Annotated in this window: 12 protein-coding genes; 9 read left to right on the top strand and 3 right to left on the bottom strand. The window is 72.1% G+C overall.

Going from position 1 to position 16,683, the window contains the following annotated elements; genetic code table 11:
- Positions 1-23 precede the first annotated feature (23 nt).
- From ACLB9X_RS22380 to ACLB9X_RS22370, 3 genes are all read left to right on the top strand, one after another.
- Positions 24-803: a GNAT family N-acetyltransferase gene (locus ACLB9X_RS22380; RefSeq protein ID WP_410362149.1), complete on the top strand. Its 780-nt coding sequence runs from the start codon at positions 24-26 to the stop codon at positions 801-803.
- A 180-nt stretch (positions 804-983) separates the two neighbouring features.
- On the top strand, positions 984-1,160 hold the full coding sequence (locus ACLB9X_RS22375) for a hypothetical protein (RefSeq protein ID WP_410362148.1): 177 nt from the start codon (positions 984-986) through the stop codon (positions 1,158-1,160).
- A 54-nt stretch (positions 1,161-1,214) separates the two neighbouring features.
- Complete coding sequence (locus ACLB9X_RS22370; RefSeq protein ID WP_410362147.1) at positions 1,215-4,352, top strand: helix-turn-helix transcriptional regulator; 3,138 nt, start codon at positions 1,215-1,217, stop codon at positions 4,350-4,352.
- Here ACLB9X_RS22370 and ACLB9X_RS22365 read toward each other — a convergent pair.
- The 3 genes from ACLB9X_RS22365 to ACLB9X_RS22355 form a co-directional block, all read right to left on the bottom strand.
- Positions 4,282-4,491 (bottom strand): DUF6191 domain-containing protein, encoded by a 210-nt coding sequence (locus tag ACLB9X_RS22365; protein ID WP_410362146.1) that lies wholly within the window; start codon positions 4,489-4,491, stop codon positions 4,282-4,284. The genes ACLB9X_RS22370 and ACLB9X_RS22365 overlap by 71 nt on opposite strands.
- 14 nt (positions 4,492-4,505) lie before the next feature.
- Positions 4,506-5,675, bottom strand: coding sequence for a PQQ-dependent sugar dehydrogenase (locus ACLB9X_RS22360; protein ID WP_410362145.1), 1,170 nt, complete (start codon positions 5,673-5,675; stop codon positions 4,506-4,508).
- Positions 5,676-5,795: 120 nt separating this feature from the next.
- Positions 5,796-6,794, bottom strand: a complete 999-nt coding sequence (locus ACLB9X_RS22355; protein ID WP_410362144.1) for an aldo/keto reductase — start codon at positions 6,792-6,794, stop codon at positions 5,796-5,798.
- Positions 6,795-6,877: 83 nt separating this feature from the next.
- Between ACLB9X_RS22355 and ACLB9X_RS22350 the strand changes: the two genes are divergently transcribed.
- From ACLB9X_RS22350 to serA, 6 genes are all read left to right on the top strand, one after another.
- Positions 6,878-7,831 carry a 2-hydroxyacid dehydrogenase gene (locus ACLB9X_RS22350; protein ID WP_410362143.1) on the top strand — a complete coding sequence of 318 codons (954 nt, stop codon included), beginning with the start codon at positions 6,878-6,880 and terminating at the stop codon, positions 7,829-7,831.
- Between the two features lie 391 nt (positions 7,832-8,222).
- On the top strand, positions 8,223-11,030 hold the full coding sequence (locus ACLB9X_RS22345) for a putative bifunctional diguanylate cyclase/phosphodiesterase (RefSeq protein WP_410362142.1): 2,808 nt from the start codon (positions 8,223-8,225) through the stop codon (positions 11,028-11,030).
- A 222-nt stretch (positions 11,031-11,252) separates the two neighbouring features.
- Positions 11,253-13,106 carry an acetolactate synthase large subunit gene (locus tag ACLB9X_RS22340; RefSeq protein WP_410362141.1) on the top strand — a complete coding sequence of 618 codons (1,854 nt, stop codon included), beginning with the start codon at positions 11,253-11,255 and terminating at the stop codon, positions 13,104-13,106.
- Between the two features lie 26 nt (positions 13,107-13,132).
- The gene (gene ilvN, locus ACLB9X_RS22335; protein WP_410362140.1) at positions 13,133-13,657 is read left to right on the top strand and encodes an acetolactate synthase small subunit; all 525 of its coding nucleotides are present in this window, start codon (positions 13,133-13,135) and stop codon (positions 13,655-13,657) included.
- Positions 13,658-13,748: 91 nt separating this feature from the next.
- Positions 13,749-14,750: a ketol-acid reductoisomerase gene (gene ilvC, locus ACLB9X_RS22330; protein ID WP_410362139.1), complete on the top strand. Its 1,002-nt coding sequence runs from the start codon at positions 13,749-13,751 to the stop codon at positions 14,748-14,750.
- 225 nt (positions 14,751-14,975) lie between these two features.
- Positions 14,976-16,568 (top strand): phosphoglycerate dehydrogenase, encoded by a 1,593-nt coding sequence (gene serA / locus ACLB9X_RS22325; RefSeq protein WP_410362138.1) that lies wholly within the window; start codon positions 14,976-14,978, stop codon positions 16,566-16,568.
- Positions 16,569-16,683: the final 115 nt, after the last annotated feature.

Below are 16,683 nucleotides of genomic sequence, written 5' to 3'. Positions count from 1 at the left end.
CGGCCCGGTGCTCGAATACGCGCATGGACCACACAGCCGTACGCGCGCTCTTCGACCGCCAGTTGCGCCGCCGCACCACCATGCCCCGCGCCGCAGGACCCCTGACCGAACGCTCCGGCCGCGTCGTCCGGCAGGTCGGTGCGGGCGGCGACTGGAGCGGCGTGCTCTGGTCGGACCTGACGGCGGACACGGCGGACGCCGAGATCGCCGAACAGGTGCGGTACTTCGCCGAGCGCGGTCTCGCCTTCGAATGGAAGCTCTACAGCCACGACGAACCGCGGGACCTCGCCGGCCGGCTCCTCGCCGCCGGCTTCAGGCCGGAGCCCGAGGAGACCCTGCTCGTCGCCGAGACGGCCGCTCTGTCCGCCGTTCCCGAACTCCCGGACGGCGTACGGCTGGAGACGGTCACCGGACCCGTGGGCGTCGAGCTGACGATGCGGGTCCACGACCAGGCGTTCGGCACGGACGGCAGCCGGTTGCGGCAGCAGCTCCTCGCCCAGCTCGCGCAGACGCCGGACTCGGTCCTCATGACCGTCGCGATGGCGGGCGACCTTCCGGTGTGCGCGGCCCGGATCGAGTTCATGCCGGGCGCCGACTTCGCCGGCCTGTGGGGCGGCGGCACCCACCCCGACTGGCGCGGCCGCGGCATCTACCGCGCCCTGGTCGCCCACCGGGCCGCGGCCGCGGCGCGGCGAGGTGTCCGCTACCTGCAGGTCGACGCGTCCGACGACAGCCGCCCCATCCTCGAACGCCTCGGCTTCGCCGCCCTGGCGACGACGACGCCGTACGTGTACGAGCCGTAGGCCCCGCCCCGGCCGCCCGGCCTGCCTAGGCCCCCCGCCGCGCCGCCGCGCACGTCTAAGGTCCCCCGGCCGCGCAACATGGGGCAGTCCCGATGTGCGGGAGCCACCTGGGAGACGAGAGTCGAGGGCAACGGCAGACGCCGTGAACCACCCCGGCACCACGTCCCGAAGGAGCACCCCGTGCTGCACTACGCGATCCAGGAACAGCACCGCGCCGAACTGATCCGCGAGGCCGAAGCCCAGCGCCTCGTCCACCGGGCCCGCGCCGCCCGCCGTGCGGCGAGGCGGCGGGCCAGGAACAGGGAGGAGGACCGGCCACGCGCGGCCGACAGCAGCCGCTGCACACACGCCACCTGAACCGCGGTGCGGAACACGGCAGTACACCGTCCCGAGGCACCGGACGGCTGTGCGATGCTCGGCGGTGTGGAGACCAGGTCCGTCAGCCCCGTGTTCGTCGGCCGAGCCGGCGAACTGGCGCGGCTCACCGATGCCCTCACCCGCGCGGCGGGCGGCGAGTCCCCCGAGGGCACGAACCCCGGGGGAGAGCCGCAGGCGCTCCTCATCGGGGGTGAGGCCGGTGTCGGCAAGACCCGCCTCGTCGAGGAGCTGCTCGGCGAGGCGTGTCGCAGGGACGCGGTCGTCGCCGTCGGCGCGTGCGTCGAGATCGGCGCGGACGGGCTGCCGTTCGCCGCCTTCTCCACCGCGCTGCGCACCCTGCACCGGTGCCTGCCCGGCGAGTTCGCCGAGGCGGCCGCCGGGCAGGAGGACGAACTGGCCCGGCTTGTGCCCGAACTGGGCACCGCAGCGCCGATCCCAGGAGGCGGCCGCCACGACGAGGAGAGCATGGCCCGCCTCTTCGAACTGACCGTGCGCCTGCTGGAACGCATCGCCCGCGATCGCACCGTCGTCCTGGTCCTCGAGGACCTGCACTGGGCCGACGCCTCCACCCGGCACCTGCTCGCCTACCTCTTCCGCACCCTGCGCAGGGGGCGCCTCCTGCTCGTGGCCACCTACCGTTCGGACGACGTCCACCGGCGCCATCCGCTGCGCCCGTTCCTCGCCGAACTCGACCGCGCCCGCAGCGTCCAGCGCATCGAAGTCACCCGGTTCAACCGTGCCGAGGTCGGCCGTCAGATGGCCGGCATCCTGGCTCAGGAACCGGCCCCCGCCCTCGTCGACCGCGTCTTCGAACGCTCCGACGGCAACGCCTTCTTCGTCGAGGAACTCGCCGCCAGCATCAGCGACGACTCCTGCTCCGGCCTGCCCGACTCGCTGCGCGACATTCTCCTCGTCCGGATCGAGGCCCTGACCGAGGACGCCCAGCGCGTCGTCCGCATCCTCGCCGAGGGCGGCTCCACCGTCGAACACGGCCTCCTTCACGCCGTCGCCGAGCTGCCCGACGACGACCTCGACCAGGCGCTGCGCACCGCCGTCGGCGCGAACATCGTCCTGGCCGCACCGGACGGCGACGGCTACCGCTTCCGCCACTCGCTGGCACGCGAGGCGGTCAGCGACGACCTGCTCCCCGGTGAACGCTCCCGGCTCAACCGCCGCTACGCCGAGGCCCTGGAGGCCGACCCCGGCCTCGTGCGCGAGGAGGAGCGCAGCGCGCGCCTGGCCACGTACTGGTACCACGCGAACGACGCGGCCAAGGCCCTGCCCGCCGTGCTCGCCGCCTCCGTCGCCGCCCGCAGACGTCACGCCTACGCCGAGCAACTGCGGCTGCTGGAGCGGGCCATGGAGCTGTGGGACGGCACACCCGAAGAGGTGCGCGACCGGCTGCGGCCCGTCGACCACGTGGAGGTCTACCCTCCGTGCGGCTGCGACCCGGCCACCACGCCGCTGCGCTACCTCGACCTGATGGCGGAGGCGTCGGTCGCCGGCCGGCTGGGCGGCGCACGCGAGAGGGCGCTGAAGATCACCAAGCGGGGGCAGCGCCTCGCCGAGGCCGAGGGCGACCCGCTGCGGGCCGCCTGGTTCTCCGTGCAGCGGTCGCTGCTGGTGTCGGGCCTCGGCCGGGGCGACGGCTGGGCCGAACTGGGCACCGCCCAGGACCTCGTCCGCGGGCTGCCGCCGTCCGCCGTCCACGCCGAGGTGCTCGCCGAGGCGGCCCGCTGGGGCATGACCCACGACCCCGGCCCGAACAGCCTCGCCACGGCCGAACGGGCCGTGGCCTACGCCCGCATGGTCGGCGAGGAGGACATCGAGCTGCGCGCCCGGCTCACCTTCGGCTGCCTCCTGGCCGACTCCGGCGACGTGGACGGCGGGCTCGCCGAGCTGTACGCGGTCAAGGAGCGGGTCACCGCCCTCGATGTCGCCCACGCCGGCCGCGTCCACGTGAACCTGCCCTCGGTCCTGGAGGGCGTCGGCCGCTCCCGCGAGGCCGTCGAGATCCTGGAGGAGGGCATCGGCATCGCGCAGCGGTACGGCCTGCTGGACAGCGAGGCGTGGATCCGCCAGAACCTCGCCGAGTCCTGCCAGTCGCTCGGGCGCTGGGATGAGGCGGCCGAACACGCCCGGGAGGCGCTGCGGATCGCCCAGAGCCCCCAGTCCCGCGGGTCCGCCTGCCTGCGCCTCGCCCTCCTCGCGCTCGGGCGCGGCGACGCCGCCGAGGCGGCGGGGCGACTCCGCCTCGCGCGGGACCACTACGGCGCGAACGTCCCCGTGCCGAAGAGGACCCTGCCGCTCACCACGGCGGCGCTGGAGATCGCCGCGGCGGAGGGACGGCTGGCGGACGCCAGGGCCGAGTTCGCGCACGCCGGCGCCAAGGGCTTCCCGCCCGGGACGCAGCGCTACGTGTGGCCCCTGCTGCGCGCAGCCGCCACCGCCGAGGCCGACGCCCGCGGCCTGCCCTCGGCTGAGGCGGGCCGCGCCGAGGCGCTCCGGCGCATCCGCGAAGCCGCCCGCAGCCTGGTGAGCGCCGCCCCCGTCTGGTCCGCCCACGAACGGTGGGTGCGCGCCGAACTCTTCCGCGCGGAGGGCGAGGACACCGTCGAGCACTGGGCCGAGGCGGCGCACGCCTTCGCGTCGCTGGAGCGGCCCTGCGAACTGGCCCGCGTACGCCACCGCTGGGCCGAGGCCCTGCTGCACACGGCGGGACCAGGCTCCGGAGACGAGCACCGCGCCCAGGCGGCCGAGCTGCTGCGCCAGGCCCGCGCGACGGCCGCCGACCTCGGCGCGCGCCTGCTGGCCGAGGACGTCGAACTCCTCGCCCGGCGCGCCCGTATCACCCTCACCGACCAGGCCCGGGCCACCGCCGCCACCCCGCAGTCCGCGCCGCCGCCCCCGGCGCTCGGCCTCACCCCCCGGGAACACGACGTACTGCGCCTGGTCGCGGTCGGGCACAGCAACCGCCGCATCGCCGAGGAGCTCTACATCTCACCCAAGACGGCGAGCGTCCACGTCTCCCACATCCTTGCCAAACTCGGCGTCTCCGGCCGTGGCGAGGCGGCAGCCATGGCGCACCGCCTGCGGCTGTTCACCGATCTCCTGGACGGCACGGAGCCTCGTCCGCAGGGGACGGCGGTCCCTGCGGAACCCGGATCGTGACCTGACCCGACGCGAGGTCTATGGGGCCGCTGCCCGGGTCGCTGTCCCCGACGTCGACCCGGGTCAGCGCCAGGCGGTGCCGCTCCTCGTCGGTATGCCTGCGGCCCGGGGCGAAGAGCTCGTCGAAACCGTGGAACACGGACCGTCCACCTCCTACTTCACCTCCAGCCGGAGGATCCTGTCGTCACCCGGCTCGGGCGTGCCCCGGGTGTCCGTCTCGCTGGTGACGAGCCAGAGCTGGTCCCCGCCCGCCGACAGCACGGTGCGCAGACGGCCGTACTCCTCCTCGAGGAACGGCTGGGGCTCCGCGGAAGGTTCCGCGCCGGACAGGGGGATCCGCCAGAGCCGCTCGCCCCGCAGACCGGCCATCCAGATCGACCCCTCGGCATAGGCGATGCCGCTCGGCGAGGACTCCGCCGTCCGCCACTGCGCCACCGGGTCGACGAAGCCCGCCCGGCCCGCCTTGCCCTCGACCGCGGGCCAGCCGTAGTTCTTCCCCGGCTCGACCAGATTGAGCTCGTCCCAGGTGTTCTGGCCGAACTCGGCCGCCCACAGCCGCTTCTCGGAGTCCCAGGCGAGGCCCTGCACATTGCGGTGCCCGTACGAATAGACCACCGAATCGGCCTCCGGATTGCCGTGGACCGGCTGGCCGTCCGGCGTCATCCGCAGGATCTTGCCGCCCAACGACTCCTTGTCCTGCGCGAGACCCGTCTCACCCGTCTCGCCCGTGCCCGCGTAGAGCATCTTGTCCGGGCCGAAGGCGATCCGCCCGCCGTTGTGGATCACCCCCTTGGGGATGCCCCGGAGCACCGTGTCCGGCGCGCCCAGCTGCTGACCGGGAGGCTTCCGCTCGTCGTACAGCATGCGGGCGATGCGGTTGTCGGACGCGGTGGTGAAGTACGCGTAGACCTGCTGGTCCGAGGCGAACGAGGGGGAGACCGCCAGCCCGAGCAGACCGCCTTCCCCGCCGGGGGCGACGCCCGGCACGGAACCGATCTCGGTCTGCTTGCCCCCGTCCGCCGACACACGGGTGATCGTGCCCTCGTCGCGCGAGGCCACCAGCAGATCCCCGCCGGGCAGCGCCGCCAGACCCCACGGGGACTGCAGCCCTTCCGTCAGGGTCGAGAGCACCTTCACCGAGCCCTTCGCCGGAGGCCCGGAAGGGGTGGGGGAGGCGCTGGGGGAGCCGCCGGTGGGCGAGGCGGCCCGGTCCGACGACGGCTTGGCACTGCCCGCCGGATGCCGCCCGTCGCCGGAGGAGCACCCGGCCGTGAGAAAGAGCACGGCGGCGGCCACGACGGCCGTCACTGCAGGACGGTGCACGGTGGTGATCCCTTCGACGGCTGCTTGCGCTGCCCGGCGAGCCGGGTGAACTGCCCTACTACTGTTCTTACACCGCGGCCCGCCCAGAGGTTCCCGATCTCCGCCAGAACCTTGCCGGCCTCAGTCCCAGGACCCCTGTGCCGGCGGGAGCGCCGCGATCTCGGCCAGGTCCCGGGGCGTCAGCTCCAGATCCGCCGCGCCCGCGTTCTCCGTCGCCCACCGCGGCCGCTTCGTCCCCGGCAGCGGCACCACGTGCCGCCCCTGCCCGAGCACCCACGCGAGCGCCACCCGCGCCGGCGTCGTCCCCGGCGCGTGCCGCTCCGCGATGCGCCGCAGCCCCGCCACCACCGGCTGGTTGGCGGCCATCATCTCCGCCGTGAACCGCGGATGGCTCGCCCGTACGTCGTCCCCCTCGAAGCCCTGCCCGGGCGTCAGCGTCCCCGTGAGGAACCCGTTCCCCAGCGGCATCGCCGCCAGGAACCCGATCCCGCGCGCCTCGCACCACGGCAGCAGCAGCCCCAGAGCCTCCGGCGACCACACCGACAGCTCCGCCTCCACCGCGCTCACCGGGAACACCTGCTGGATCCGTTCCAGCTGCCGAATCGTTTGCTCATGCACGTCCCCGCTCGAGCGCCGCCCGGCGCGCGCACCGACGGCACACAGCCCGAGCGCCCGCACCTTCCCCGCCGACACCAGGTCGGCCATCGCGCCCCAGGTCTCCTCGACGGGCACCTCGGGGTCGGCCCGGTGCAGCTGGTAGAGGTCGATCACCTCGGTCTGCAGGCGGCGCAGCGAGGCGTCGCAGGCACGTTTCACGTAGCCGGGGCGGCCGTTGGCGACGATGTGCTGGTCCCCGACGAGGAGGCCCGCCTTCGTCGACACGAAGGCCTCCGCGCGCCGTTCCTTCAGCGCCCTGCCGATCAGGAGTTCGTTGGTGAACGGGCCGTACATGTCGGCCGTGTCGAGCAGGGTCGAACCGGCGTCCAGCGCGGCGTGGACCGCGCGCAGCGAGCGCTCACCGCGTTGCTCGGAGCTCGTGTAGGCCCAGCTCATCGGCATGCAGCCGAGCCCGACGGCGCCCACCTCAAGGGCGGCCGCACCGATTGTCCTGCGCTCCAACTCCCCGTACCTTCCCGTTGGGCCCCTGGCCGTCGTCAAAACTAACCAATGGCCCGCGCCGCCCTTCGCATAGCCTCCTGACCATGACTGCTGATGTGTGGCTGCCCATCCCGGCCGACGAGATCGACGGCCTTCCCGCGCCCGCCGAGTCGGGCCTCACGTACCGGTTCTGGGACGGCGGACGGGACTTCCCGGCCGACCCCGCCGACTGCGTGTACTACGTCGTCCCGTACATGAAGGGCATGGAGGTCGCCATACGGCCCCTGCCCGCGATGCGGTCCGTACGCGTCGTGCAGACCCTGTCCGCCGGCATCGACCATGTGGAGCCGGGCCTGCCGCTGCTGCCCGAGGGCGTACGCCTGTGCAACGCCAAGGGCGTGCACGAGGCGTCGACCGCCGAGCTGACGCTCGCGCTGATCCTCGCCTCGCTCCGCGGCATCCCCGGTTTCGTGCGCGGGCAGGATGCCGAGGAGTGGCGGGACGGCTTCTATCCGGCGCTCGCCGACAAGTCGGTGCTCATCGTCGGTTACGGCTCCATCGGCGCGGCCATCGAGGACCGGCTCGCGCCCTTCGAGTGCGCGCGGGTGGCGCGCGTCGCGCGCTCTGCCCGGGCAACGGAGCGCGGCGAAGTGCGCGCACTCGCCGACCTGCCGGAGCTGCTGCCGGACGCGGACGTCGTGATCGTCTCCACGCCGCTCACGGAGCAGACGAAGGGCCTGGTGGGGGCCGACTTCCTGGCCCGGATGAAGGACGGCGCGCTGCTGGTGAACGTCGCGCGAGGCCCAGTCGTCGACACAAAAGCCCTGCTCGCGGAGGTGGATTGCGGGCGGCTCACCGCGGCACTGGATGTCACCGACCCCGAGCCGCTGCCCGCGGGCCACCCGCTGTGGCACGCGCCGGGCGTGCTGATCAGTCCCCATGTCGGCGGCTCGACCTCGGCGTTCATGCCGCGTGCCAAGCGGCTGCTGGTGGAGCAGCTCACTCGGTTCGCCGCGGGGGAGCCCCTGCGCAACGTGGTGGTGACCACCGGCCTCTGAGGACTGACGGTCGGACTCTTATCACTCTGTGAAGTCACTCGAATGCATGGCGTGCCTTCATCGTCGCAGGTCGTCACGGAGAGTAGAGGGACTATGTCCCTGAGTGACGATATTGGTGTATCGTCCCGACCTGGGGGCTGCACCGGACGCGAGGGGCGGTGCTGTGGCGCCAGCTGACTGCGGATCAGACCTGAGGGGGGCGACGGGCGATGCAGGGCCGATGGACCGAGAATCCGACGCGGCAGGGCCGCCGCCGACGGCTGCTGTGCGCCGCGGCGCACCGGCCCGGCCGGGCGCCGCGCATGCCGGCGAGCCGACCGCGGTCGGCGCACCCACCGCTCACCCACCCGGCGCGGCCCCAGCCGCCGACCACGCACCCGAGGACGGTCCGATGAGCGCCCCGGGGGCGGTGATGGCCCGGGACGCCGTCCCGGCCGGCGGCGCCTCGCTGCTTCCGCAGCTGACCCTGGCCGCCGTCTGCGCCGCCTACGGCGTGGGCGCGGCCCTCGGCTGGGGATCGCGCGAACTGGCCCTGATCATGGGCGACTTCGGCCTCAGTGTCGCCGCGCTCGTCGCCGCCCTGTCGTGCCTGCTCTACACGCGCACACGCCACTGCCGTTTCCGTCCCGCCTGGCTGCTCTTCGCGATCTCGTCGCTCATGGCGTCGGCGGGCAACGCCGTCTGGGGCTGGTACGAGGTGGTGCTCGGGCGCGAGGTGCCGAGTCCGTCCGTCGCCGACCTGTTCTTCCTCTGCTTCGCGCCCCCGGCCGTCGTCGGTCTGCTGGTGCTCGCCAAACGCCCGGCGACCAGGGCCGGCTGGGTCTGTCTCGGGCTCGACGCCTGGCTGATCGGCGGCTCGCTGCTCACCCTGTCGTGGAGCCTCGCCCTCGCCCACACCGCGCACACCCAGGGCGAGAGCGTGGCCCCGGCCGCGCTGGCCCTCGCCTATCCCATGCTGGACATCGTGCTGGTCAGCATGGTGCTCGCCCTCCACTTCCGGCGTTCGCCGACCAACCGGTCCGCCGTCAACACGGCGATCGCCGGTCTCGCGCTGACCTTGGTGTGCGACGCCCTGTTCACCTCGCCGCTGCTGCGCGAGAGCTACCAGTCGGGACAGCTGCTCGACGCGGGCTGGTTCGCCGGCTCGCTCCTGCTGGCGTACGCGCCCTGGGGCGCACGCCGCTCCGCCGAGACCGGGGCGCCGCCGCGCGGGCCCCGGCAGATCGGCCGCCCCCGCGTGGGTTCGCTGGCCGCCCTCACGCCGTACCTCGCGGCGGCGGTGTGCACGCTCGGCATTCTGTACAGCGTCACCGAGGGGCGCCGGGTCGACCGCGTCGTCGTGATCACCGCCTGTACGGTCGTGCTCGCCCTCGTCGTGCGCCAGGGGATCATGCTCCTGGACAACATCGCGCTGACCCACGAACTGGCCCAGAAGGAGAACCACTTCCGCTCCCTGGTCCAGGGCTCCAGCGACGTCATCATGATCGCGGCGCCCACGGGCGTCCTGCGCTACGTCTCGCCCGCGGCCACCAAGGTCTACGGGCGCGACGCCGAGGAGCTCGTCGGGTCCGGGCTGGCCGCGCTGATCCACCCCGACGACCTCGGGCGCGTCGTCCACGAGGTGCGCCGGTTCCTCGCCGCGCCGCCCGCCGACGAGCCGACGATCCGCATCGAGTGCCGTTTCCGGTCGGGCACGGGCGACTGGCTGAATGTCGAGTCCACGGTCAGCCGCCACCAGGGCGGGCTGATCTTCAACAGCCGTGACGTCACCGAGCGGGTGCGCCTGCAGGCCCAGCTCCAGCACAACGCCGAGCACGACCCGCTGACCGACCTGCCCAACCGCGCCCTGTTCACCGAGCGGGTCCGCCGCGCGCTCAGCGGCCGCAGGTCGGGCGATCCGGGCACCGCCGTGCTCTTCATCGACCTCGATGGCTTCAAGGGCGTCAACGACCGCCTCGGCCACCAGGCGGGCGACGAGCTGCTGATCCAGGCGGCCCGGCGGCTGGCCGATTCCGTACGGGCGGGGGACACGGCCGCCCGGCTCGGCGGCGACGAGTTCGCGGCCCTCATCATCGGCGACGGCACCCGCGACGGGACCGCGCGCGAGCTGCAGGTCCACGAGATCGCCGACCGGCTGCGGCTCATGCTCTCCCAGCCGTACCGCATCGACGGCAACGAGGTGCGGGTGGCCGCCTCCATCGGTGTGGCCTTCGCCGAGCCGGCCATGAGCCCCACCGACCTCATGCGCAACGCGGACCTCGCCATGTACCGGGCCAAGGCCGCCGGGAAGAACCGCGTCGAGCTGTACGCGCCCCAGATGCAGGCCGACGTGGTGCGCAGGACCGAGCCGGCGGCCCGGCTGCGCGGCGCCCTGCCCGACGGGGAGTTCGCCTTGCTGCACCAGCCCGTGGTGAGCCTGACCACCGGCCGGTTCGCCGCCGTGTCCGCGCAGGCCCGATGGCGGTCCGCACAGGGCATCCTGTTCACCCCGGCCGAGTTCCTGCGGGTCGCCGACGACAACCGCACCGCCGAGCTCGGCCGCCGGCTCCTCGAAGAGGCCGTGGAGCAGGCCGCCGAGCGGGGCAGGCTGGGGCATCCCACCCCGGTCGCCGTACGGCTGTCCGCCCGGCTCCTGCTGGACAGGTCCCTGCCGCTCGGCTCGATCGAGGCGCTGCTCACCCGCCACCAGCTGCCGTCCGGCGCGCTGATCATCGAGCTCGCCGACAGCGACCCGCGGATCTCCTTCGACGAACTGGAGCAGCGGCTGGTCGCCCTGCGCAGACTCGGCGTACGGATCGCCCTGGACGGATTCGGCAGCGGCTACGCGGCCATCAACGCCCTGCGCCGGCTGCCCGTGGACGTGCTCAAGCTCGACCGTGGCCTGGTCGAGGGCGTCGTCGAGTCCGCGCGGCTGCACAAGATCACCAGTGGGCTGCTCCGTATCGCCCGCGATCTCGGCATGCAGTCGGTCGCGGACGGCGTGGACGTCCCGGAGCAGATCCTGGCACTGCGGGCGATGGGCTGCACCCATGGCCAGGGCATGGCCTTCTCGGGGCCGCTGGACGAGTACCGGCTGCGCCGTGCCCTGTTCAGGGGCGAGTACCCGGTGCCGGCGGGGCTGGCTCTGCCGGTGCTGACCGGGGGGATTCCTCCGGCGCGAAATGGCTCAAATAATGAGACGCGTGTCCCACCCACTTGACAGTGACGGCGCGACGGGGAGAGGGTCAGTGCCATGCGCACCCGAATTCTCGTACTTGGAAAGCGCGTCGGCTGAGCAGAGCCGCACCGATCAGGCTCTGCGGACACTCCCGACGCGCTCCCCTCGCTTGCCTCACGGCACGAGGGGTTTTTTGTTGCACCGCCACGTACCGAATTCGCACCAAACCCTCGCAAAAACCCTCAGCATCGAGAAGAGAAGCCGATGACCGAGCAGGCCACCGGGGCCCACCATCCCCAGCCGCGGGCCCGTAGCGGCGGACAGCCCTCCGCCACCGTCGAACACGTCACGGGTGCGCAGTCCCTCATCCGCTCTCTCGAGGAAGTAGGGGCCGAGACGGTCTTCGGCATTCCGGGCGGTGCCATTCTCCCGGCGTACGACCCGATGATGGACTCGGCCAAGGTCCGTCACGTCCTGGTCCGCCACGAGCAGGGCGCCGGCCACGCGGCCACCGGATACGCGCAGGCCACCGGCAAGGTCGGCGTCTGCATGGCCACCTCGGGCCCGGGCGCCACCAACCTGGTCACCCCGATCGCCGACGCGCACATGGACTCCGTGCCGCTCGTCGCGATCACCGGCCAGGTCTCCTCCAAGGCGATCGGCACGGACGCCTTCCAGGAGGCGGACATCTGCGGCATCACGATGCCGATCACCAAGCACAACTTCCTGGTGACCAAGGCCGAGGACATCCCGCGCACCATCGCCGAGGCGTTCCACATCGCCTCGACCGGCCGCCCGGGCCCGGTCCTGGTCGACATCGCCAAGGACGCCCTCCAGGCGCGGACCACCTTCAGCTGGCCGCCGCAGACGGACCTGCCCGGCTACCGCCCGGTCACCAAGCCGCACGCCAAGCAGATCCGCGAGGCCGCCAAGCTCATCACCGCCGCCAGGCGCCCGGTGCTGTACGTCGGCGGCGGCGTCATCAAGGCCGGCGCGACCGCCGAGCTGAAGGTCCTCGCCGAGCTCACCGGAGCCCCCGTCACCACCACCCTGATGGCGCTGGGCGCGTTCCCCGACAGCCACCCCCTGCACGTGGGAATGCCGGGCATGCACGGTTCGGTCACCGCCGTCACCGCGCTGCAGAAGGCCGACCTGATCGTCGCCCTCGGAGCCCGCTTCGACGACCGCGTCACCGGCAAGCTGGACAGCTTCGCCCCGTACGCCAAGATCGTCCACGCCGACATCGACCCGGCCGAGATCGGCAAGAACCGCACCGCCGACGTCCCGATCGTCGGCGACGCGCGCGAGGTCATCGCCGACCTGGTCCAGGCCGTCCAGGCCGAGCACAACGAGGGCAACACCGGCGACTACACCGCGTGGTGGAAGGACCTCAACCGCTGGCGCGAGACCTACCCGCTGGGCTACGAGCAGCCCGACGACGGCAGCCTCGCCCCCCAGCAGGTCATCCAGCGCATCGGCGAACTCGCGCCCGAGGGCACGATCTTCGCCGCGGGCGTCGGACAGCACCAGATGTGGGCCGCCCACTTCATCGACTACGAGCAGCCCGCCACCTGGCTCAACTCGGGCGGCGCCGGGACGATGGGCTACGCAGTCCCGGCCGCGATGGGCGCCAAGGCCGGTCAGCCGGACCGCACGGTCTGGGCGATCGACGGCGACGGCTGCTTCCAGATGACCAACCAGGAGCTCACCACCTGCGCCCTGAACAACATCCCGATCAAGGTCGCCATCATCAACAACGGCGCCCTCGGGATGGTCCGCCAGTGGCAGACCCTGTTCTACAACCAGCGCTACTCCAACACGGTGCTGCACTCGGGCCCCGAGGCCACCGGCACGGAGAAGAGCGCCGGCACCCGCGTCCCGGACTTCGTCAAGCTGTCCGAGGCCATGGGCTGCTACGCGATCCGCTGCGAGTCCCCGGACGACCTGGACAAGGTCATCGCCGAGGCCAACGCGATCAACGACCGCCCGGTCGTCATCGACTTCATCGTCCACGAGGACGCCCAGGTGTGGCCGATGGTCGCCGCCGGCACCTCCAACGACGAGGTCATGGCCGCCCGTGGCGTCCGCCCCGACTTCGGCGACAACGAAGACGACTGAGAGCCGTAGGAAGAGGTACGACGCACATGTCCAAGCACACGCTCTCCGTCCTGGTGGAGAACACCCCCGGCATCCTGGCCAGGATCGCCGCCCTGTTCTCCCGCCGCGGCTTCAACATCGACTCGCTGGCCGTCGGTGTCACCGAGCACCCCGACATCTCCCGCATCACGATCGTGGTCAACGTCGAGGACCTGCCGCTGGAGCAGGTGACCAAGCAGCTCAACAAGCTCGTCAACGTCCTGAAGATCGTCGAGCTCGAGCCCGCCGGCGCCGTCCAGCGCGAGCTCGTGCTGGTGAAGGTCCGCGCGGACAACGAGACGCGCTCGCAGATCGTCGAGATCGTCCAGCTGTTCCGCGCCAAGACCGTCGACGTCTCGCCCGAGGCCGTCACGATCGAGGCCACCGGTTCGAGTGACAAGCTGGAGGCGATGCTCAAGATGCTGGAGCAGTTCGGCATCAAGGAGCTCGTCCAGTCCGGCACGATCGCCATAGGGCGTGGCGCCCGGTCCATCACGGACCGCTCGCTGCGCGCCCTGGACCGTTCCGCCTGACGCACCTTCTCGCCTGGCGAGACCCGTAGACCTCCCCATCCCCTCCCGCCGTACGGTGGGACGCAACACCAGCACTCCAAGGAGAATCCCAGTGGCCGAGCTGTTCTACGACGACGACGCCGACCTGTCCATCATCCAGAACCGCAAGGTCGCGGTGATCGGCTACGGCAGCCAGGGCCACGCCCACGCGCTGTCGCTGCGTGACTCGGGTGTCGACGTCCGCGTCGGTCTGCACGAGGGCTCCAAGTCCAAGGCGAAGGCCGAGGAGCAGGGCCTGCGCGTGGTGACGCCCGCCGAGGCCGCCGCCGAGGCCGACGTCATCATGATCCTCGTCCCGGACCCGATCCAGGCCCAGGTCTACGAGGAGCACATCGCCCCGCACCTGAAGGACGGCGACGCCCTGTTCTTCGGCCACGGCCTGAACGTCCGCTACGGCTTCATCAAGCCGCCGGCCGGTGTCGACGTCGCCATGGTCGCCCCCAAGGGCCCGGGCCACCTGGTCCGCCGCCAGTACGAGGAGGGCCGCGGCGTTCCCTGCATCGCCGCCGTCGAGCAGGACGCCACCGGCAAGGCCTTCGACCTGGCGCTGTCGTACGCCAAGGGCATCGGCGGCACCCGCGCGGGCGTCATCAAGACGACCTTCAAGGAGGAGACCGAGACCGACCTGTTCGGCGAGCAGGCCGTCCTCTGCGGTGGCACCGCGGCGCTGGTCAAGGCGGGCTTCGAGACCCTGACCGAGGCCGGCTACCAGCCGGAGATCGCCTACTTCGAGTGCCTCCACGAGCTGAAGCTGATCGTGGACCTCATGTACGAGGGCGGCCTGGAGAAGATGCGCTGGTCCGTCTCCGAGACCGCCGAGTGGGGCGACTACGTCACCGGCCCGCGCATCATCACGGACGCCACCAAGGCCGAGATGAAGAAGGTCCTCGCCGAGATCCAGGACGGCACGTTCGCCAAGAACTGGATGGACGAGTACCACGGCGGTCTGAAGAAGTACAACGAGTACAAGACGCAGGACGAGAACCACCTGCTGGAGACCACCGGCAAGGAGCTGCGCAAGCTCATGAGCTGGGTCGACAACGACGAGGCGTGACCGGCCGGGCGAGGGGGCCGCATCCGGCCCCCTCGCCTCCGCCACTTCGTCCAGCCACGGACGAGTGATCCTTCCACCGCGGCGCAAGACCGACGCCGGTGCACCACTACACTCATCAATACATTCGCGTCAGGCCCACAGTGTCGTGCGTCTTCCACGCGGCTAGCCCCCTCCACCGCTGCGGCCGTCGGGACGGCCGTCTGCACCGGACATGTGAGGACTCACGTGAGCTCGAAACCTGTCGTACTCATCGCTGAAGAGCTGTCGCCCGCGACCGTCGACGCGCTCGGTCCGGACTTCGAGATCCGGCACTGCAACGGCGCCGACCGCGCGGAGCTCATCCCTGCCATCGCCGACGTGGACGCGATCCTGGTCCGCTCGGCCACCAAGGTCGACGCGGAGGCCATCGCCGCGGCCAGGAAACTGCGGGTCGTCGCCCGCGCCGGCGTCGGCCTGGACAATGTGGACGTCTCCGCCGCCACCAAGGCCGGCGTCATGGTCGTCAACGCCCCGACGTCCAACATCGTCACGGCCGCCGAGCTCGCCTGCGGTCTGATCGTCGCCACCGCGCGCAACATCCCCCAGGCGAACACCGCCCTGAAGAACGGCGAGTGGAAGCGCTCGAAGTACACGGGCGTCGAGCTCAGCGAGAAGACCCTCGGCGTCGTCGGCCTCGGCCGCATCGGCGTGCTGGTCGCCCAGCGCATGTCCGCGTTCGGTATGAAGATCGTCGCGTACGACCCCTACGTGCAGCCCGCACGCGCCGCGCAGATGGGCGTCAAGCTCCTCACGCTCGACGAGCTGCTCGAGGTCTCCGACATCATCACCGTCCACCTCCCCAAGACGCCCGAGACGCTCGGCCTGATCGGCAACGAGGCCCTGCACAAGGTCAAGCCGACGGTCCGGATCGTCAACGCGGCCCGCGGCGGCATCGTCGACGAGGAGGCGCTGTACTCGGCGCTGAAGGAGGGCCGGGTCGCCGGCGCGGGCCTCGACGTGTACGCGAAGGAGCCGTGCACCGACTCCCCGCTGTTCGAGCTCGACCAGGTCGTCTGCACCCCGCACCTCGGCGCGTCCACGGACGAGGCGCAGGAGAAGGCCGGTATCGCCGTCGCCCGCTCCGTGCGCCTCGCGCTCGCCGGTGAGCTCGTCCCGGACGCGGTCAACGTGCAGGGCGGGGTCATCGCCGAGGACGTGCGCCCGGGCCTGCCGCTCGCCGAGAAGCTCGGCCGCATCTTCACCGCGCTCGCGGGCGAGGTCGCGGTCCGTCTCGACGTCGAGGTCTACGGCGAGATCACCCAGCACGACGTCAAGGTGCTCGAACTGTCCGCGCTCAAGGGCGTCTTCGAGGATGTCGTCGACGAGACCGTCTCGTACGTCAACGCACCGCTGTTCGCGCAGGAGCGCGGCGTCGAGGTCCGCCTGACGACGAGCTCCGAGTCCCCGGACCACCGCAACGTCGTCACCGTGCGCGGCACGCTCTCCGACGGCGAGGAGGTCGCGGTCTCCGGCACGCTGGCCGGCCCCAAGCACCTCCAGAAGATCGTCGCCGTCGGCGACTACGACGTGGACCTCGCGCTCGCCGACCACATGGTCGTCCTGCGGTACGAGGACCGTCCCGGCGTCGTCGGCACGGTCGGCCGCATCCTCGGCGAGGCGGGTCTCAACATCGCGGGCATGCAGGTCTCGCGGTCGGAGGAGGGCGGCGAGGCGCTCGTCGTCCTGACGGTGGACGACACCGTGCCGCAGTCCGTCCTCTCGGAGATCGCGGAGGAGATCGGCGCGACGTCGGCCCGCTCGGTGAACCTCGCGGAGTGACGCGCCCACGCACGCGTACGGAAGGGCCCGGGGCAACAGCCCCGGGCCCTTCCGCGTGTCCCCGCCACCGTGACCGGGGGCCCGGCCCCCAGTCCCCGCGCTGCAACCTGCCTTG

The organism is Streptomyces sp. 5K101 (assembly GCF_046506645.1).
Classification (GTDB): domain Bacteria; phylum Actinomycetota; class Actinomycetes; order Streptomycetales; family Streptomycetaceae; genus Streptomyces.
This window is presented reverse-complemented; position numbering and strand designations above follow the sequence as displayed.